A 19,001-nucleotide genomic window follows, 5' to 3' on the forward strand; every position below is an offset into this window, starting at 1 on the left:
CCCGCGTGACCGAAGCCTCGATACCTGCACCGCTCACCTCTGACTGGCAGGCGCTGCCAGCACGCGCCGCGCGCCTGGCAGCACTGGAAGGCGCATTCGGCGGCCTGTTCGTGCCGGGCCTTCCGCTCGCAGCGGCCTGGTGGTTCTTCGATCTGCCCGCCGGCCTGTGGGGCGCCGTGGTCGGGCTGCTGGTGGGCATCGCCTTCGGCGCCTGGCTCGGCCGCCGGCGCCTGACCCGCACCCGCTGGCGCCTGGATGCGCAGGGACTGGGCCTGCGCCGCGATCTGATGTGGCAGCTGGAAACGCGCATTCCCATTTCGCGCGTACAGCACCTGGACCTGCGCCGCGGTCCGCTGGAACGCCGTGCCGGGTTGGCCACGCTGATCGTGCACACCGCCGGTACCCGCATGAGCGCGGTCACCGTGAGCGGCCTGGACGAGGCCGATGCCGAGCGCCTGCGCGACACCCTCTCGCACCAGCTCGACCAGGACGCCGACGCCCTGTGAGCCAGCCGCCACCCCTGCCCGCGTCGCTGCCCAACGGTGGCGAGGATCATCGCCTGCACCCGTGGTCGTGGCTGTTCGTGCTGCTGATGCAGCTGCGCCACTACTTCCTGCCGCTGGTGGCGCTACTGGTGTTCGGCCAGCGCGGTGACCGCGATCCGATGTGGGCCCAGCTCATTCCACTGTCGGCAATTGCCGTGCTGGTGCTGGTATCGGTGCTGCAGTACCTCAGCTATCGCTACCGCATCGGCAGCGATGCGATCACCGTGCGCAGCGGCCTGCTGGCGCGCAACCGGCGGGAAATTCCATTCGCCCGCATCCACAACGTGGAAGTGCGGCAGAACCCGCTGCATCGCCTGTTCGGCGTGGCCGAGCTGCGCCTGGAATCGGCTGGCGGCGTGCGTCCGGAAGCGGAGATGCGGGTACTGAAGCTGGACCAGGCACTGGCATTGGAACGGCTGGTGCGCCAGCGCGGACAAGCACCGCAGGCTGGCGACGTGACCACATCCGGGCAGGTGGCCGACGCTGACAGCGAACATGTGCTGCTGCGCCTGTCGAGCTGGGACGTGGTGCGCATGGGCCTTCTCTCCAACCGCGGCTGGGCGCTGGCGATCGCCGCGTTCGGCGTGCTGTTCCAGACCGTGCCGCGGCCGGTGATGGACGACGCCCTCCAGCGCGGCGGCCGCGAGGCCTTCGGCTATGCAAGCCACCTGCACCCCGGCGTGGCCGGCGCCTTCCTGCTGCTGGCCGCGGCCTTGCTGCTGGGCTGGCTGGGACTGCGTGCGCTGTCGGTGGTGCTGACCCTGCTGCGCTACCACGGCTTCACCCTCAGTGAGCAGGAGCGCCGCCTGACCGTATCGGCCGGACTGCTCAGCCGCACCCGCAGCAGCGTGGCGCGGCGCCGCATCCAGGCCTGGACGCTGCGCGAAAGCACCCTGCATCGTTGGTTCGGCCTGCGCCAGCTGCGCATCGACAGCGCCGCTGGTGGGCCGTCTCGCGATGAGGACCGCGCCCTGCGCGAACTTGCGCCGCTGGCGTCCAGTACGCGTTGTGAGCAGCTGGTGCAGCACCTGCTGCCGCAGCTGCAGTGGCCGCCGCTGCAATGGCACGCCATTCCGCAGCGTGGCTGGTGGCGGTTGTGCCTGGGCGCGCTGCTGCTGGTGCCCCTGCTGGCCGCGGCCGGGTACTGGCGCTGGGGGCCCTGGGGCCTGGTCGTGCTGGCCTGGCTGCCGGTGGCACTGCTGGTCGCGCACCGGCAGATGGCGCGCATGGGCTGGTACCTGGACGATCAATACGTCGCGGTGCGCGGCGGCTGGTGGAAGCGCTGGTGGCGCTGGGCCGAACTGGACAAGGTGCAGGGCCTTCGCCTGCAGCGTTCGCCGCTGGACAAGCTGCTGGGCACCAGCAGCCTGCAGCTGGACACCGCCGGCGCACATGGTGATGTGGCGCTGACCCTGCACCATCTGCCGCGCGCGCAGGCGCAGCAGGTGATGGAGCAGTTGGCTGCGGCGCTGGCACGGCGCAAGCTGCGCTGGTGATGGCAGGGTCGGATTCCGGACATGTAGCAGGTAGTGCCGGCCGCTGGCCGGCAATTGCAGACATTTCCCGGGTTGCCGGCCAGCGGCCGGCACTACCTCAACGCTGCGACCGGCCCCAATAACCCAGGTCCTTGCGGATCTGCAGATCGCGCAGCCAGGTGCCGAACGGCTTGCGGCGCAGCGCGCCCATTTCGCCAGCCAGGAAATCCTCGGTGGCGGTGATCACCCGCTCGCTGGACAGGCCATCGCGATACGGGTGGATGGTATCGGCGTAGCGCACGATCTCCGCCTGCAGCGCGGCGTCCGGATGCAGCGCACGCTGCAGCATTGCCGGCAGCTGCGCCGCATCGTCGAAGTCGATCATGTGCGGCTTGGGCACGCGGTTGCGGAAGGTCACCACCGGCTTGTGCTGGACGATGAACTCCGAAACGATCGACGAGGTATCCGACACCAGCACATCGGCAGCACGCTGCGCGGCCATCACCTGCTCAGGCTCGATGAAACGGGCATTGGCACCGGCCAGCGCACGGTAGCGCTCGAACAGCTCCGGCGGGCACTTGGGGTGCAGGGTCAGCAGCCAGTAGCGCTCACCGGCGGCGATGTCGGCAGCGATCTGCGCATGCAGGTGGGGGGCCGCACTGAGTCGCTCGGTGAAAGTCGAGCCAAACAGGATCACCGGGCGCCCATCTGCCGGCGCGCGCAGCGCAGCGCTCTCGCCGCCATCGTCGCGGAACAGCGGGTCCAGCTTCGGCCAACCGGTCTCTGCCACCGCGAAATGGCCCTGCAGGGCGGCGATCTCGCGGAACGGCGCGGTGGTCGCCGGGCCCTGGGTGCAGTACAGGTCGAACATGCCGCGCACCCGGAAGTGGCCGCGCGCACTGTCCCGCTTCTCCACATTGAACCCATGGAACAGCTGCACCTTGGCCCCGGACAGGAAGGTCGGCACCCAGTTGGCCGCGCTGAACACCGCTCGCGGACGCATCGCCAGGGCCTGCTTCAGGCCGATGTTGGGCACCCCCGGCAGAGCACTGCCCGCGGCGCCGTCCTCGAACCAGGCTGCCACCTCCTGCCCGGAGGCGTGCAAGGCCTGCGCCAACGGGGCGAGAATAGGCAGCGCATAACGCTCCGTCGCAAACAACAGGTACCCGGCCATCATGTCCTCCACGACCGCTCCCATCGAACGGCCTCGCATCTCGGCCTGCATTATCGCGTTCAACGAGGCTGGGCGCATCGGCGACTGCCTGGCCTCGCTGCCCTTCTGCGACGAGATCGTGGTGGTGGACTCGTATTCCACCGATGCCACCGTGGCCATCGCCGAGGCCGCCGGCGCCCGGGTGCTGCAGCGCCCGTTCGAGGGTTTCCGCAGCCAGAAGGCGTTCTGCGTAGAACAGGCGACGCACGACTGGGTGCTGTGCCTGGACGCCGACGAGCGCATCAGCCCGGAACTGCGCGCGGCCATCGAACAGGCCCGTGACGGTGGCTTCACCGGCCATGCTGGCTACCGCTTCGCCCGCCTGTCGGAGTACTTCGGCAGGTTCCTGCGCCATGGCAACGCCTACCCGGACCGGGTGATGCGCCTGTTCGACCGCCGCAAGGGGGGCTGGCGCGGCAAGCGCGAGATCCACGAGGCGGCCAGTGTCGACGGCAGCGTCGGCACCCTGCAGGGCGACCTGATCCACTACCCCTACCGCTCATTGCAGCAGCAGCTGGCCAAGACCGAGAAGTACGCGCGGATGATGGCCGAGCACGAATTCGCACGCGGCAAGCGCGCCACCCTGGGCAAGCTGGTGCTGGCGCCCGCCTGGCGGTTCTGGCGCGGCTTCCTGTTCCGCGGCGGCTTCCGCGACGGCTGGCATGGCCTGGTCTACGCCTATGTTCGCGCCAATTACGTGCGCCAGAAGACCATCATGCTGTGGATGCTGGGCAACGGTCAGGCCGTGGCCGACCCGGCGGTCCGCCCGGACCGGCCCTGAGCCTGCTGTGTCACACTGCCCGCGCGTTGCCTGAAGACTCCCCCATGAAAATCCTGTACACCAACTTCCACTACGGCGACGGTGGCGGCCACACCACGTACATCGTCTCGCTGGCGCGTGCGCTGCATGGCCAGCACACGCTGCATGTCGCTGCACCGGCCGACAGCCGCCTGCTGCGGACCGTGGCCGACGAGAGCATCGCCAGCACGCTGCCACTGGCCTTCGGCAGCGGCCTGCCCACCCTGCCGCAGCAGCTGGCCGAACAGCGCGCGCTGCGCCGGCTGGTCCGCGATGAAGGCATCGACCTGATCCACGTCAATGGCGCACGCGACCACCGCTTCGTGATGCAGGGCCTGCTCGGCATGCGCCACCCGCCGATCGTGCTGACCAAGCACAACAGCAAGCCGACCGGCACCTTCGGCAATGCGCTGCGTGCACGCTGGGCAACCGATCGCGTGATCGCGGTATCGGCCGACACCAAGCGCCTGCTGCAGCAGGGCCCGTACCGGCGCTGCCCGATCGATGTGGTGCGCAATGGTGTCGATCTGGAGCGCTACTCGCCGCTGCCCTCCGGAAGCGGCCACGCGCTGCGCCAGCAATGGACGCAGGATCCGCAGGCGCTGGTGCTGGTCAGCAATGCCGGCACCGACGATTACAAGGGCTGGATCGACCTGGGCCAGGCCATCGCGCGCCTGCCCGATGCGATCCGCCCGCACGTGCACATGGCGGTGGCCGGCCATCTGCCCAGCCCGCAGCAGCGCGAACAGGTGCAGGCCCTGGGGGAAGTCGCTGCGCAGGTGCACTTCACCGGCCTGCTGGCCGATACCCGCGTGTTGATCGCCGCCGGTGATGTCGGCTTCGTGCTGTCCCACGATGTCGAGACAATCTCCTTCGCCTGCCGCGAGATGATGGCCAGCGCCAAGCCGATGCTGGTCAGCGACTACGCGGGCCTGCCGGAAAACATTGAACAGGGTGTCGATGGCTGGGTTGTGGCCACCCGCAACATCGACGCCATCGCCGCACAACTGCAGGCGTTGTATGAGCAGCGCGATACGCTGGCGGAACACGGTCGGGCGGCGCGTCGCCACGCAGAGCGTGAGTTCGGCCTGCAGACGTTCGCTGATGCCACGCTGGCCAGCTACCAGGCTGCGCTGGCCGGGACCTGAGCGGCGGCACCGGCGCGCTCAATCCGCAGCGCCGGGCCCTGCAGGCGCCGCTCCCGTTCGAGTTCCGCCGCCGATGGCCTGCAGGGGCCCATGATTGCCGGCGTCGGCACCAGCCACCAGCGCCGCCGATTGGAGATACCGGCCATTTCCGCGCGCGACCGATCAATGCACGCCTGCATCGCATCCTCGTTGACCAGCAGCCAGCGTCGTTGCGGAACCAGCCGTTGCCAGCGCACAGCGGCCTGCAGTTGTTCATGCCAACGCTCCTCGAAGCCGAAGGTCGCCGCCGGGCGATCAGCCATCAACAGGTTCTGCTCCTTCCACGCCACCAGTCCAAGCTCGGCCTCCGGGCCGATGCGTGCACCGACTTCGCGCATCAGGCCACGTGCCGAACTGGAATCATTCAGCACCGGATAGCCCAAAAGGCTGTACAGCACCCAGACGGCAGCCAGGGTCGAGACCAGGGCGTAGTGATGGCGACGGCGACCGCACACCCACAGGCTCAGGGCCGCCCAGATCCCCATCGCCAGCGCCGCCCATGCCAGCGCATCGATGGCGCCGGGTGCCAGGCCGCGACCCTGGGTCAGGCGCACTTCGAAGGCCGGATCGCCCAGCAGCGCCAGTGCCCCGGCCACGACCAGCGCCGCAGCCAGCAATCCGGTGAATGCCGCCAGCACGCCCTGAACATCACGCCGCCTCAGCAGCCCCGGCAGCAACGGCGCCAGCGCCAGGCAGAACATCGGCAGTGCCGGCAGGATGTAGACATCACGCTTGCCGTGGGGAATCGAGAAGAACAGCACGACCAGCAGCCACCAGGCCAACGGCAGCAGGTAGCGCGGGTCGCGGCGGCGCAGGCGCCGGCACCAGGCCGGAACCGCCCAGGGCAGCAGCAGGAATGCGGGGATCCACAGCGACGGCATGATCCCGAGGAAGTACCACCACGGTTGGTGATGGTCCCAGGATTGCGTATAGCGCTGCGCGGTCTGCCGGAACAGGATGTCTCCCGCGTAAGCACGGTACTGCTCCGAGCCCGTCGCCAGGCCAGCCAGCAGCATTGGTACCAGCCACAGCGACAACGCCAGCAGGAACGCCAGTGGTGCCAGCCAGAAGCGGCCCTCACCCACATGCAGTCGCACCCTTGGCCAGTGCAGCGCCGAGGCGATCGCCGCTGGCACGATCATCATCAGCGCGAGCACGCCCACGCCTTTGGTGATCACCCCGATGCCGGCGAAGAACCAGCCCAGCCACCACCAGCGCCAGGCCGGGCCCAGCAGCAGGTGTCGCAGCAGGCCGTAGTTGGCCAGGGTGATGAACAACACCACCAGCGGATCGATCTGCGCCTTCTTCGCCTGGAAGGTGAAATGCAGTGCGAACAGCAGCGCCCAGCCCGCATACAGACCGACCTGCCGCGTCCACAGCCGTCTGCCCAGGTCGATCACGCACCACAGCGTACCGAGCGCCGCGATCAGCGAGGGCAACAGGAAGGCAACCCGCCAGTGGCCGACCAGGCTATACAGCGTGGCCTGCCACCACATCAGCATCGGAGGCTTGTCCGAATACAGCTCGGTGCCACGCTGCGGGAACAGCCAGTGGCCACTGTCGACCATCTGTTTGGCCACCAGCGCAAAGCGTGGCTCGTCAGAGGGCCACGGATCGCGAAGGCCCAGCCCGGCCCCCAGCACCAGCAGGGCCATTACCACCAACAACCCGGTCTGGCGTGACGCGGGGGATTTCAGCATGGGCCTCGAAGCGGCAGCGGGGTCAGGCTGCTTTTAACAGACGCGCGTAGAAGAAACCGTCAGCATCGTCTTCACCCGGCAGTCTCTGCCGCGCCACACCTTCGCAATCCACGCCGAAGGTGTCATCAAGTGGCTGCGCGAGCGCGTCCGGATGCCACTTCAGGAACGCTCGGACCTGGTCGATGTTCTCGGCACGCAGGATCGAGCAGGTGGCGTACAGCAGCACGCCGCCCGGGCGCAGCATCGACCAGCAGGCTTCCAGCAAACGCGCCTGCACGCCGACCAGCGCATCGATGTCCTCGGCGCGGCGGTGGAACATCACATCCGGCTGACGGCGGATCACGCCGGTGGCCGAGCACGGCGCATCCAGCAGGATCGCGTCGAACGGCACGCCATCCCACCATGAACCTGGATCACTGGCATCTGCGGCCAGGGTCTGTACGTGCTCACCCACGCCAGTGCGGATGTAGGTATCGCGTGCGCGCGCCAGGCGACGGGCATCGATATCCAGTGCCAGCAGGCGCAGGCTCGGATCGCGTTCGAGCAGGTGCGCAGACTTGCCACCGGGTGCCGCGCAGGCATCCAGCACGCGCGCACCAGACGCCGGCGCCAGGGCATCGGCCGCGCATTGCGCCGACAGGTCCTGCACCGACAACGCGCCTTCGGCGAACCCCGGCAGCTGGTTCACCGCAACGGGGACTGCCAACCGCAATGCATCTGCACTGAGCGCACTGGCTTCGGCAGCAATACCGGCCTCGGCCAGCGTTGCCAGCACCTTGTCGCGGCCGCCATGCTGGCGGTTGGCCCGCAGCCACAGCGGCGCGGGCTGCAGGCTGGCAGTGAAGACGGCCTCGGCCTGGGCCGGCCAGTCGCGTTCAATCGCATCGGCCAGCCATTCCGGGAAGGCATCGCGTGCGGGCTGCTCCGGGAAACCCTCGCGCTGTGCACGGCGCAGGATCGCGTTGACCAGGCCGGCCTGGCGCTCGCGACCCAGCGCACGCGCGGCATCGACCGTGGCCGACAGTGCCGCATGCGCAGGCAGTTCCAGCACATCCAGCTGGGCAAAGCCCACCATCAGCAAGGTACGCAGGTCGGCATCGCGGGCCGACAGCGGCTTCTGCATCCAGCCCTGCAGGGCAGCGTCATAGGTGCTGCGGCGGCGCAGGACCGCGAAACACAGCGCTTCCAGCAGTGCACGGTCGCGGCTGTCAGCCAGCTTGGGCAGCGCCCAGGCCAGTTCGGCCTTCAGCGAACGGCCGCGGGTGAACACCTGCGCCAGCACGCGTGCAGCCAGCATGCGGGTGGCTGCGCCCGGCGCCGCCTTGGCGACGGAAAAATCGTTCTGCTTCGACACCGCTTATGCTCCCACGCGCAGGTCGCGGCGGGCGTTGAGGTAGTCGGCGGCGGTGATCGCCTTGCCACCTTCACGCTGCAGCACGCGCAGGCGCAGCGCGCCCTGGCCGCAGGCAATGTCGATACCGTCGCGGTTGGCCGCCAGCACCGTGCCCGGCGCCTGGCCATGGGACAGATCCAGCGCCACTGCGCCATGGATGCGCACGCGTTCGCCAGCCAGGCTCGCCTCGGCAATCGGCCACGGGTTGAATGCACGCACGGTGCGTGCCAGCGCGCCGGCATCCAGTGCCCAGTCCAGCCGGGCCTCGGCCTTGTCCAGTTTGTGCGCGTAGGTCACGCCCTGCTCCGGCTGCGGCCGCGCGACCGGCTTGATGCCCGCGCGCAGCAGGCCCAGGCCGTCAGACAGCACCTGCGCGCCGAGTTCGGCCAGCTTGTCGTGCAGCTGCCCACCGGTATCGGTGGCGGCGATCGGCAGTTCCTGGTGCAGCAGCACCGGGCCGGTATCCAGGCCGGCCTCCATCTGCATCAGGCACACGCCGGTCTTCGCATCGCCGGCCTGGATCGCGCGCTGGATCGGCGCGGCACCGCGCCAGCGCGGCAGCAGCGAGGCATGCACGTTCCAGCAGCCGTGGGTCGGAATGGCCAGCACCGCCTTGGGCAGGATCAGGCCGTAGGCCACCACCACCATCAGGTCCGGCTGCAGGTCGCGCAGCTGCTGCTGGGCGGCCTCGTCCTTCAGCGATTCCGGCTGGTAGACCGGGATGCCACGGGCAACGGCTTCCAGCTTGACCGGCGATGGCGCCAGGCCACGGCCACGGCCGGCGGGGCGATCAGGCTGGGTGTAGACAGCGACGACCTCGTGATGACGCGCGGCCGCGCGCAGCGACGACACCGCGAATTCCGGCGTACCGGCAAAGACAATCCTCATGGCTACCCCACTTGCAGGATGGATTCGTGCAGGAAAGAAAAACGGCGCCGTCGGCCGGCGCCGTACAGCCCGCGCTTGCCGCGCAGGCACGGGCCACCCCAAGGGCGGCCCGGATTGGCGATCACGCCACGTGCTTGCGCTGCTTGGCCAGCTTCTTGCGGACCATCTCGCGCTTGAGCGGCGACAGATAGTCGATGAACAGCTTGCCGTCCAGGTGGTCCATCTCGTGCTGGATGCAGGTGGCCAGCACTTCACCGGCTTCCAGCTCCTGCTGCTGGCCGCTGCGGTCCAGGTACTTCACGGTGATGGTGTCGGCACGGGTCACGTCGGCGAAGATGCCCGGCACCGACAGGCAGCCTTCCTGGTACACCCGGCCTCCGTCCTTGGCGACGATTTCCGGGTTGATGAACACATGCGGTTCATTCTTTTCTTCACTGACGTCGATGACCATGAAGCGCTTGTGCACGTCCACCTGGGTGGCGGCCAGGCCGATGCCCGGCGCGTCGTACATGGTCTGGAACATGTTGTCGATCAGTTCCTGGAAGGCCGGCGTGGTGACTTCGGCAGCGTCGATCAACGCAGCCTTGGTACGCAGGCGCGGATCGGGGAACTCGAGGATGGGGAGAAGAGCCATGGCAATTTCCGGATTGGGGGCCGGCACGCCGGCATACGTCGCAGATTCTAGCTGCAACGCTTGCCTTGCGCCCCGGTTTCTGGACTATAGTGCGCGGACCTGTTGGGGAATCAGGGCTTCACACCTATGTTGCTTCGTTTTCGTACGGTCGTCGCCGCGGCGATGCTGACCGTGGCTGCCTATGCTACCGCCGTGGAAGTGAATGGCGGGCACCCGGACACCTATGTGGTCCGAAAAGGGGATACGTTGTGGGATATCGCCGCACGTTTCCTGCAGAAGCCGTGGCTGTGGCCGGAGATCTGGCAGGCCAATCCGCAGATCGCCAATCCGCACCTGATCTATCCCGGTGACGTGCTCAGCCTGGCCTATCTGGACCGGGTGACCGTCGCAGCCAAGCCCGGCCCGCGCCAGGAAGCTCCGATCGACGCCATTCCGTTGGCCCAGGTCGAGCCGTTCCTGAAGCAGCTGAGCGTGGTCGACAGCATCGAGCAGCTGCCCGCCGTGGCCGGCCTGGAAGAAGAACGCCTGCGTGCCACCAGCGGCCACGCCGTCTACGTGCGCCTGGCCGACGCCCAGCTGGGCCAGCGCTGGGCCGTGGTCCGCCCGACCGTGCGCTACTCCCAGCCCAAGCCGACCGAGGACCTGACCGCCAATGGCGACGTCACCCCGGGCAGCGGCAACCTGTGGCAGGCCTACAGCGCGCCCAACCACCGCCGCGGCGTGCTCGGCTATGAGCTGGCCCAGGTCGGCACCGGCACCATCACCCGGATCGCTGGCGGCAAAGTCCAGGCATCCACCCTGGTCCTGGACAGGAACGAAGGCGGCCGCGAAGTACGTGTCGGCGACCGCCTGGTCCCGATCGAGGCCCGGCCCTACGACCTGCAGTTCGTGCCGCATGTGCCCGCTGCCGGCGTCGAAGGCGTCGACGTGCGCGTGCTGGCAGTGACCGACATGTTCACCGCCGGTGGTCCGCGCGACGTGATCGCGATTTCGGCCGGCCGCGCGCAGGGCGTGGACAACGGCACCGTGTTCTCGCTGTGGCGGCCAGGCCGCCATGTGGCGGACCGCATGAAGTACCCGACCTCGTCGCGTATGGACGATGCCCTCAGCGGCAACGTTGGCCGTGTTGCGCTGCCGGATGAGTACGCCGCGCACGCGATGGTGTTCCGTACCTTCGACAACGTCAGCTACGCACTGGTGATGCAGGGCGTGAAGCCGGTGCGCGTGGGTTACAACGCACTGCATCCGGACGCGAAGTAACCGTTGCCGGGCTGCCCCGGCCACCCCAGGTAGTGCCGGCCGCTGGCCGGCAGCCACCTCCGGGAAAACCTGACGATCACACGCGAAGGCGCCCTAGGGCGCCTTTGTTGCATCTGGTCGATAGTGGGGAATGACCAAGCAAGCTGAAGAGGCGCTGCTGCGCCTGGTGATGGCGGGGGGCGCATTGGCGCAACGGCGGGCGCTGCTGCAGAGCCAGGGCGATGCGGGCGCGGCCATCTCGCTGGGCGTGGCGGGATGGCGTGCACATGGCTGCACCCCGGAACAGTGCGCGGCATTGGAGCGCCCCGATACGCGGACCTGGGCGGCGGGCCTGCGCTGGCTGCTGGACGACAACCACCATCTGTTGGCCTTCAACGATCCGGCCTTTCCTCCGTCCCTGCTGGACGTCCCCAACCCGCCACTGGCACTGTTCGTGGCCGGCGACCCGAGCCTGGCCTGGCGCCCCTCGGTGGCGCTGGTCGGCAGCCGTTCGCCGACGCCCGGTGGGCGGGCGCTGGCGACACGCTTTGCCGGCTGCTTCGTCGAAGCCGGACTGGCGGTGACCAGCGGGCTGGCCGCCGGTATCGACGCCGCCGCCCACCTGGCCGCGCTGGAGGTCGGCGGTTGCACCGTGGCAGTGATCGGCACCGGCCCCGACCGGGCCTACCCGGACAGCCATGCCCGGCTGCAGGCGCGGATCGCCACAGAAGGCGTGGTGCTCAGCGAGTACCTGCCGGGCACGCCGGCACGCCCAGGCCATTTCCCGGCGCGCAACCGGCTGGTGGCCGGGCTGGCGCTGGCCACGGTGGTGGTCGAAGCAGCGCAACGCTCGGGCGCACTGATCACGGCCCGCCTGGCCGCCGAGGCCGGGCGCGAGGTCTGCGCCCTGCCCGGCTCGGTGCTCAATCCACGCGCGTCGGGTTGCCACCGGCTGATCCGTGAAGGCGCAGCGCTGGTCGAGCGCCCCGAGGAAGTGCTGGAGCTGCTGGCCCCGGCCCTGCGCCAACAGCTGCCGGGCTTGCAATCGCGGCTGGCCACCCCCACTGAACAGGCACCGCCGGCGCTCCTGCCGGCGCGCTGGGCCGACGACCCTGACTACCAGTGCTTGTGGCGGACCCTGGACCACAACCCAAGCGGTATGGATTCACTGATCACGCGCTGTGGATTGACGGCGTCACAGGTGTCCTCCATGCTGCTGGCCATGGAACTGGCGGGAATCGTGGTGTGCGTACACGGCCGCTACTGTCGAACTCCCTAGTTTCTTCACCTCCACAGCGTCGCGCGACGCAGGCCGAGGGGCAATGAAAGAGAGCATCCTGGACGTACTGCTGTACCTGTTTGAACACTATTTCAGCGAAGATGCGGACCTGATCCGTGACCGCGATTCGCTGCAGAACGGCCTGATCCAGGCCGGTTTCAGCCCAACCGAGATCAACAAGGCGTTCGACTGGCTCGACGCCTTGGCCGCGCAGCGGCCGAGCGTGGCCCAGGCGAGGGTCGATGGCCCCGTGCGCGTCTACCACGGTCCCGAGCTGGACAAGCTGGACGTGGAATGCCGTGGTTTCCTGCTGTACCTGGAACAGCACGGCATCCTCGACGCCGACCAGCGCGAGCTGGTGCTGGACCGGGCCATGGCCCTGGACCAGGACGAACTGGACCTGGATGACCTGAAATGGGTCGTGCTGATGGTGCTGTTCAACCAGCCCGGTTCCGAAGCGGCCTATGCCTGGATGGAAACGCAGATGTTCATGGACGAGCCAGAACCCCTGCACTGACCGTACACTTGGGGGCATAGCGCATTCAGGAGCGTCCCCGTGAGCGAGTGGTTCCACGCAGAAGGCAACCGGCAGCAAGGCCCGCTGCCGGCGGAACAGTTGGTCGAGTTGTTCCGCAACAACCAGATCTCCCTGGACACCCTGGTCTGGCGCGACGGGCTGCCACAATGGCAGCCGTTGCGCACGGTCGTCGACGAACTCGGCCTGATCGTACCGGCACTGGATGTCGCTGCGGCCGCCGCCGAACCCGAGCCGGAAGCGGTGGCGACAGCGCCGCCTCCGCCGCAGCCGCCCGTACTGCCGCCGTCCACACCGTATGCCACCAGCACGGCGACGACGGCCCTGCCGCCTCCGAAAAAGAAGCTCTCCGGCTGCGCGCTCACCGCCATCATCGGCGGCGGCCTGCTGCTGGTCCTTGTGCCGATCATTGCGATCCTTGCCGCGATCGCCCTGCCGGCCTACAACGACTACACCCTGCGTGCCAAGGTCGCTGGCGCGGTGACCGTGCTGCAACCGCTGAAGGACCAGGTGCAGCATTTCGCCGATGACGAAGGTCGTTGCCCGGGCGCCAACGACGCCGGCTTCCCGGCGCCGGGCGACTTCGCCCATGCCGGCCTGTCGGCGGTGAACATCGGCCGCTTCAACAACGGCCATTGCGGTATTGAAGCCACCCTGGCCGTGCCCGGCAAGAGCATCGACGGCGACCTGCTGTGGCTGGAATACGACCGCGACAGCGGCCGCTGGGAATGCACCGGCGAAAGCGACGACAAGTACCTGCCGCCGTCGTGCCGCGGTTGAGCCGCACGCACGCCAGCCCCTCCAAGGACGACCCAACAGGGAACATGCAATGACTGAGTGGTATTACGCCGAAGGACAGCAACGCCAGGGCCCCCTGCCGGTCCAGGAGATCCGCCAGCGCTTCCAGCGCGGCCAACTGAACCTGGACACCCTGGTCTGGCATGAGGGCATGGCGCAGTGGGCTGCGCTGCGCCAGGTGGTCGACGAGCTCGGACTGCAGACGCTGGCCGATGCCAGCACTGCCACCGGCAGTGGCGGTTTCGACCTGCGCGGCGACTATGCCGCCATCGACAACGGCACCGCGCCGCTGCCCGGCACCGGCGCCATCAGCAGCTCGCCGTACAACGCGCCGGCCGCCGCCGGTACCGCCGGCCATGTACAGCCGGTGATGGGCGGCGAAGTGATCTACGCCGGTTTCTGGAAGCGCGTAGCGGCCTACATGATCGACTACTTCGTGCTGGTCATCCCGGGCAGCATCATCGGTGCCATCCTCGGCGTGGTCCTCGGCGCCAGCATGGGCGCGGTCGGCAGTGGCGAATCGTCCATCGAAATCGTCGCGCAGCTGGCCAGTGCGCTGATCAACCTGGGCATCGGCATGGCCTACTACACCTGGTTCCATGCCTCGCGGGGCGGTGCCACGCTGGGAAAGATGGCGGTCGGCATCAAGGTCGTGCGCGGCAATGGCGAGCGCCTCACCAAGGCCCGCGCCTTCGGTCGCTACTGGGCCATGCTGCTGAGCAGCTTCACCCTCGGCATCGGCTTCCTGATGGCCGCGTTCACCGAACGCAAGCAGGGCCTGCACGACATGATATGCGACACTCTGGTGGTCGACCGTTGGGCCTATACCGACCAGCCGCAGCTGCAGCGTCGGGAACTGGGCACGGTCACCATCCTGGTTCTGGTCCTGACCGCCCTGCTGTCGTTGGCGGGCCTGGTCCTGCTGGTGGCAGCAGTCGGCTTCATCGCCAAGATGGCCTCATGAACGACCATCCTCACGCCTCGCTGCTTGACATGGGCTGGCCGGGCGTGATTCCTCTAATAAGGTGAAACCTGAACGCCCGGCACACTACCGGGCGTTCAGTTTATGGATTTGCCCGTGGCCGCTTCACTAATGCGGCCGTTTGCTCCACCCTAGCGGCCCCTTCCCCCGGTCCGCCCACAGACCTTTCCCGACATGCCCAAGCACCTGCTCATCGTCGAATCGCCGGCCAAGGCCAAGACGATCAACAAATACCTCGGCAAGGACTACACCGTCCTGGCCTCGTATGGGCATGTGCGTGACCTGATTCCGAAGGAAGGCGCAGTCGACCCGGACAACGGGTTCGCCATGCACTACGACGTGATCGACAAGAACGAGAAGCATGTCGATGCGATCGCCAAGGCCGCCAAGGGCGCCGACGACATCCTGCTGGCGACCGACCCGGACCGCGAGGGTGAGGCGATCAGCTGGCACATCGCCGAGATCCTGAAGGAACGCGGGCTGGTCAAGGACAAGCCGATGCAGCGCGTGGTCTTCACCGAGATCACCCCGCGCGCCATCAAGGAAGCGATCAGCCAGCCGCGCGCGATCGCCAGCGACCTGGTCGATGCCCAGCAGGCGCGCCGCGCGCTGGATTACCTGGTCGGTTTCAACCTGTCGCCGGTGCTGTGGCGCAAGGTACAGCGCGGTTTGTCCGCCGGCCGCGTGCAGAGCCCGGCGCTGCGCATGATCGTCGAGCGCGAAGAAGAGATCGAAGCCTTCATCGCCCGCGAGTACTGGTCGATCGCCGCCGAGTGCGCGCACCCGTCGCAGCACTTCAACGCCAAGCTGATCAAGCTGGACGGGCAGAAGTTCGAGCAGTTCACCGTCACCGATGGCGACACCGCCGAGGCGGCCCGCATGCGCATCCAGCAGGCCGCGCAGGGTGCGCTGCACGTCACCGACGTGGCCAGCAAGGAGCGCAAGCGCCGTCCGGCGCCGCCGTTCACCACCTCCACGCTGCAGCAGGAAGCCTCGCGCAAGCTCGGCTTCACCACCCGCAAGACCATGCAGGTGGCGCAGAAGCTGTACGAAGGCGTGGCCATCGGTGACGAAGGCACCGTCGGCCTGATCTCGTACATGCGTACCGACTCGGTGAACCTGTCGCAGGATGCACTGACCGAGATCCGCGACGTGATCGCCCGTGACTACGGCATCGCCTCGCTGCCGGACCAGCCCAACACCTACCAGACCAAGTCGAAGAACGCCCAGGAAGCGCACGAAGCGGTGCGCCCGACCTCGGCACTGCGCACCCCTGCGCAGGTCGCGCGCTACCTGACCGATGACGAGCGCAAGCTGTACGAACTGATCTGGAAGCGTGCGGTGGCCTGCCAGATGATCCCGGCCACGCTCAACACCGTCAGCGTCGATCTGTCGGCCGGCAGCGAGCACGTGTTCCGCGCCAGCGGCACCACCGTGGTGGTGCCCGGCTTCCTGGCCGTGTACGAAGAAGGCAAGGACAACAAGAGCGCCGAGGACGAGGACGAAGGCCGCAAGCTGCCGGCGATGAAGCCCGGCGACCGCGTGCCGCTGGAGCGCATCGTGGCCGACCAGCACTTCACCCAGCCGCCGCCGCGCTTCACCGAAGCGGCGCTGGTGAAGGCGCTGGAAGAGTACGGCATCGGTCGTCCCTCGACCTACGCTTCGATCATCCAGACCCTGCTGTTCCGCAAGTACGTGGAAATGGAAGGCCGCAGCTTCCGCCCGTCCGATGTCGGCCGCGCGGTATCCAAGTTCCTGTCCAGCCACTTCACCCAGTACGTCGACTACGACTTCACCGCCAAGCTCGAGGACGAGCTCGATGCCGTCTCGCGTGGCGAGGAAGAGTGGATTCCGCTGATGTCGCGCTTCTGGGGACCGTTCAAGGAACTGGTCGAAGACAAGAAGGAATCGGTCGACCGCGCCGAGGCCAGCGGCGCACGCGAACTGGGCACCGACCCGAAGACCGGCAAGCCGGTCAGCGTGCGCCTGGGCCGTTTCGGGCCGTACGCGGCCATCGGCAGCACCGCCGAGGACGCCGAGGAGAAGCCCAAGTTCGCCTCGCTTCGTCCGGGCCAGTCGATGCACACCATCACCCTGGAAGACGCGCTGGAGCTGTTCCTGATGCCGCGCGCACTGGGTGAGGACAAGGGCGAAGACGTCAGCGTCGGCATCGGTCGTTTCGGCCCGTTCGCCAAGCGCGGCAGCACCTATGCCTCGCTGAAGAAGGAAGATGACCCGTACACCATCGATCTGGCCCGCGCCGTGTTCCTGATCGAAGAGAAGGAAGAGATCGCGCGCAACCGGATCATCAAGGAGTTCGAGGGCAGCGACATCCAGGTGCTGAACGGCCGCTTCGGTCCGTACATCAGCGACGGCAGGATGAACGGCAAGATCCCCAAGGATCGCGAGCCGGCGTCGCTGACCCTGGCCGAAGTGCAGCAGCTGATGGAAGAAACCGGCAAGCCGGTGCGCAAGGGCTTCGGCAAGAAGGCCGCGGCCAAGAAGGCACCTGCGAAGAAGGCGGCGGTGAAGAAGGAGGCGGCACCGAAGAAGGCCGCCGCCAAGAAGGCCCCCGCCAAGAAAGCGGTGAAAAAGGCTGCTGCGAAGAAGGCGCCGGCCAAGAAGGCCGTCAAGAAGGCCGTCAAGAAGGCCGCGAAGTAGATCCGCGCCCTGCGTGGATGAGGGGTAGTGCCGGCCGCTGGCCGGCAACCCCCAGAAGCATCAGATGCCGGCCAGCGGCCGGCACTGCCGGGGTGCCTGGTTCCACCCCATCTGCACGCAGCGGGGGGATAATGAAGGCCCACGCCGGGCCGGTCGCCGCCATGAAAGAACTCACCCTGGACTCCGCTGTCGCCTCGCTCCGCGCAGGCGGCGTGATCGCCTATCCGACCGAAGCGGTCTGGGGCCTGGGCTGCGATCCCTCGCACGAAGCCGCGGTGCACATGGTTCTGCGGCTGAAACAGCGCCCGATCGAGAAGGGCATGATCCTGGTCGCCGCCGAGCTGGCGCAGCTGGAAGGCTGGGTACGCCTGCAGGCACTGCCCGATGCCCGCCAGCGCGCAGTGCTGGCCAGCTGGCCCGGCGCCAACACCTGGATTCTGCCGGCCGGCCCACGAGCCAAACCGTGGATTACCGGCGAGCACAGCGGCATTGCGGTGCGCATCAGTGCCCACCCGCTGGTGGCCGCGCTATGCCGTGCCTGGGGTGGCCCGCTGGTGTCCACCAGCGCCAACCTGGCCGGCGAGCCACCGGCGCGCAGCCGCGAGGAACTCGACCCACGCCTGTTGCGCCTGCTCGACGGCATCCTCGATGGCGAGACCGGCGGCCTGGCCCAGCCGACGCCGATCCGCGACGCGCTCAGCGGCAACGTGCTGCGCTCCTGAGCAGACGATTGCACAGCCACCGACAATCGCGCACCCTGCCGCCATGAACCTGCTGCGCGCCACCTTGAGCCTGTGCCTGCTGTTGCCTTGGACCGCACCGGCCGCCGAGGACGTGCGCGTATACCGCTGCGTGGCCAGCAATGGTGCCGTGGCGCTGCAGGACAAGCCCTGCAACAGCGGCCGCCAGGAAGTGCGCGACCTGCAGCGTCCGCGCGATCCTGCGCCGCGGGTGGTGCGTAGTGACGCCACGCCATCGCCGCCCAGCGATACCCCGGTCATCCGCGAGCGCGAAGTACGCCACGTCTACATCCAGCCGCCACAGCCGATGTACGAGTGCGTCACCGAGGATGGCCAGCGCTATACCAGCGACAATAACGAAGGCAATCCGCGCTGGGTCCCGTTGTGGACCAGTGTCTGGCTGCCGCACGGGCATCGTGGCCCGGCCTATCCCGGACCGCGTCCGGCATTCGGTACACCGGTGGGGACCCCCATCGGTGAAGGCGCGGGTTATCGTCCGCCCTCGGTGGGCATGGGGGTACAGGTTCCGGCCGGCAGCGTCCTGGTGCGCGACAGCTGCCATGCGCTGCCACCGCAGGAAGTCTGCGCGCGCCTGCGTGACCGCCGCTGGGAGCTGGACCGCCGCTACAACAGTGCGCTGCAGAGCGAACGTACGGCCATCAGCAACGAACAGCGCGGCATCGACGCTCGCGTGTCGCGCGATTGCCAGCGCTGAGCGCCGCGCCGCATCACCACCTGTAGGCTGTGCGCATGAACAAACTGATCTGGCTGGCCCTGGTGTTGCTGCCCGGCGCGGCACTGGCCGAAACAAGCGTGGTGTATCGATGCACCTCCAGCAGCAGCGACGTACCCACGCTGCAACGCACGCCCTGCCCGTCCGGCAGCAAGCAGCAGGTACTGCGCGTACCCGATCCGGCCAACGCACAGCCGGCG

General features: G+C 68.1%; 17 protein-coding genes and 1 pseudogene. 13 read left to right on the top strand and 5 right to left on the bottom strand.

Annotated elements, in window-relative coordinates; genetic code table 11:
- Positions 1-5: 5 nt before the first annotated feature.
- Positions 6-506, top strand: coding sequence for a PH domain-containing protein (locus DI041_RS18490; protein WP_046983414.1), 501 nt, complete (start codon positions 6-8; stop codon positions 504-506).
- Positions 503-2,041, top strand: coding sequence for a PH domain-containing protein (locus DI041_RS18495; protein WP_046983415.1), 1,539 nt, complete (start codon positions 503-505; stop codon positions 2,039-2,041). Before DI041_RS18490 ends, DI041_RS18495 begins: the two co-directional genes overlap by 4 nt.
- Before the next feature lie 97 nt (positions 2,042-2,138).
- On the opposite strand, the gene DI041_RS18500 is transcribed toward DI041_RS18495, so the two are convergent.
- Positions 2,139-3,197: a CDP-glycerol glycerophosphotransferase family protein gene (locus DI041_RS18500; protein ID WP_136638575.1), complete on the bottom strand. Its 1,059-nt coding sequence runs from the start codon at positions 3,195-3,197 to the stop codon at positions 2,139-2,141.
- Between DI041_RS18500 and DI041_RS18505 the strand changes: the two genes are divergently transcribed.
- Positions 3,196-4,014, top strand: coding sequence for a glycosyltransferase family 2 protein (locus tag DI041_RS18505; protein WP_136638542.1), 819 nt, complete (start codon positions 3,196-3,198; stop codon positions 4,012-4,014). The two genes, DI041_RS18500 and DI041_RS18505, sit on opposite strands and share 2 nt — an antisense overlap.
- A 44-nt stretch (positions 4,015-4,058) precedes the next feature.
- Positions 4,059-5,180 carry a glycosyltransferase family 4 protein gene (locus tag DI041_RS18510; RefSeq protein WP_046983418.1) on the top strand — a complete coding sequence of 374 codons (1,122 nt, stop codon included), beginning with the start codon at positions 4,059-4,061 and terminating at the stop codon, positions 5,178-5,180.
- Here the strand turns inward: DI041_RS18510 and DI041_RS18515 are convergent.
- The 4 genes from DI041_RS18515 to def all read right to left on the bottom strand — a co-directional run bounded on the left by DI041_RS18515 (position 5,153) and on the right by def (position 9,834).
- Positions 5,153-6,919, bottom strand: a complete 1,767-nt coding sequence (locus DI041_RS18515; protein ID WP_046983419.1) for an ArnT family glycosyltransferase — start codon at positions 6,917-6,919, stop codon at positions 5,153-5,155. The two genes, DI041_RS18510 and DI041_RS18515, sit on opposite strands and share 28 nt — an antisense overlap.
- 22 nt (positions 6,920-6,941) lie before the next feature.
- Positions 6,942-8,273, bottom strand: a complete 1,332-nt coding sequence (gene rsmB, locus DI041_RS18520) for a 16S rRNA (cytosine(967)-C(5))-methyltransferase RsmB (RefSeq protein ID WP_136638543.1) — start codon at positions 8,271-8,273, stop codon at positions 6,942-6,944.
- A 3-nt stretch (positions 8,274-8,276) separates the two neighbouring features.
- Positions 8,277-9,200, bottom strand: coding sequence for a methionyl-tRNA formyltransferase (gene fmt / locus DI041_RS18525; protein ID WP_136638544.1), 924 nt, complete (start codon positions 9,198-9,200; stop codon positions 8,277-8,279).
- 121 nt (positions 9,201-9,321) lie between these two features.
- Positions 9,322-9,834 carry a peptide deformylase gene (def, locus tag DI041_RS18530; protein ID WP_046983422.1) on the bottom strand — a complete coding sequence of 171 codons (513 nt, stop codon included), beginning with the start codon at positions 9,832-9,834 and terminating at the stop codon, positions 9,322-9,324.
- Between the two features lie 126 nt (positions 9,835-9,960).
- Between def and DI041_RS18535 the strand changes: the two genes are divergently transcribed.
- From DI041_RS18535 to DI041_RS18575, 9 genes and pseudogenes are all read left to right on the top strand, one after another.
- Positions 9,961-11,094, top strand: a complete 1,134-nt coding sequence (locus DI041_RS18535) for a LysM peptidoglycan-binding domain-containing protein (protein WP_046983423.1) — start codon at positions 9,961-9,963, stop codon at positions 11,092-11,094.
- A 130-nt stretch (positions 11,095-11,224) separates the two neighbouring features.
- On the top strand, positions 11,225-12,352 hold the full coding sequence (dprA, locus tag DI041_RS18540; protein WP_136638545.1) for a DNA-processing protein DprA: 1,128 nt from the start codon (positions 11,225-11,227) through the stop codon (positions 12,350-12,352).
- Between the two features lie 43 nt (positions 12,353-12,395).
- On the top strand, positions 12,396-12,869 hold the full coding sequence (locus tag DI041_RS18545) for a DUF494 family protein (protein ID WP_005411195.1): 474 nt from the start codon (positions 12,396-12,398) through the stop codon (positions 12,867-12,869).
- Between the two features lie 39 nt (positions 12,870-12,908).
- Positions 12,909-13,667, top strand: a complete 759-nt coding sequence (locus DI041_RS18550; RefSeq protein WP_046983425.1) for a pilin — start codon at positions 12,909-12,911, stop codon at positions 13,665-13,667.
- 49 nt (positions 13,668-13,716) lie between these two features.
- The gene (locus DI041_RS18555) at positions 13,717-14,649 is read left to right on the top strand and encodes an RDD family protein (protein WP_006395961.1); all 933 of its coding nucleotides are present in this window, start codon (positions 13,717-13,719) and stop codon (positions 14,647-14,649) included.
- A gap of 192 nt (positions 14,650-14,841) precedes the next feature.
- Entirely contained in the window at positions 14,842-17,328 is a 2,487-nt protein-coding gene (locus DI041_RS18560; RefSeq protein WP_136638546.1) for a DNA topoisomerase I, read from the top strand.
- 131 nt (positions 17,329-17,459) lie between these two features.
- Positions 17,460-18,050 carry an L-threonylcarbamoyladenylate synthase type 1 TsaC gene (locus DI041_RS18565; RefSeq protein WP_136638547.1) on the top strand — a complete coding sequence of 197 codons (591 nt, stop codon included), beginning with the start codon at positions 17,460-17,462 and terminating at the stop codon, positions 18,048-18,050.
- Positions 18,051-18,093: 43 nt separating this feature from the next.
- Positions 18,094-18,783 (top strand): DUF4124 domain-containing protein, encoded by a 690-nt coding sequence (locus tag DI041_RS18570; protein ID WP_136638548.1) that lies wholly within the window; start codon positions 18,094-18,096, stop codon positions 18,781-18,783.
- Positions 18,784-18,818: 35 nt separating this feature from the next.
- Positions 18,819-19,001: pseudogene (locus tag DI041_RS18575) on the top strand (hypothetical protein); the annotation flags it as partial.

The organism is Stenotrophomonas maltophilia, from assembly GCF_004920835.1.
In the GTDB taxonomy this organism is placed as follows: domain Bacteria; phylum Pseudomonadota; class Gammaproteobacteria; order Xanthomonadales; family Xanthomonadaceae; genus Stenotrophomonas; species Stenotrophomonas maltophilia_AQ.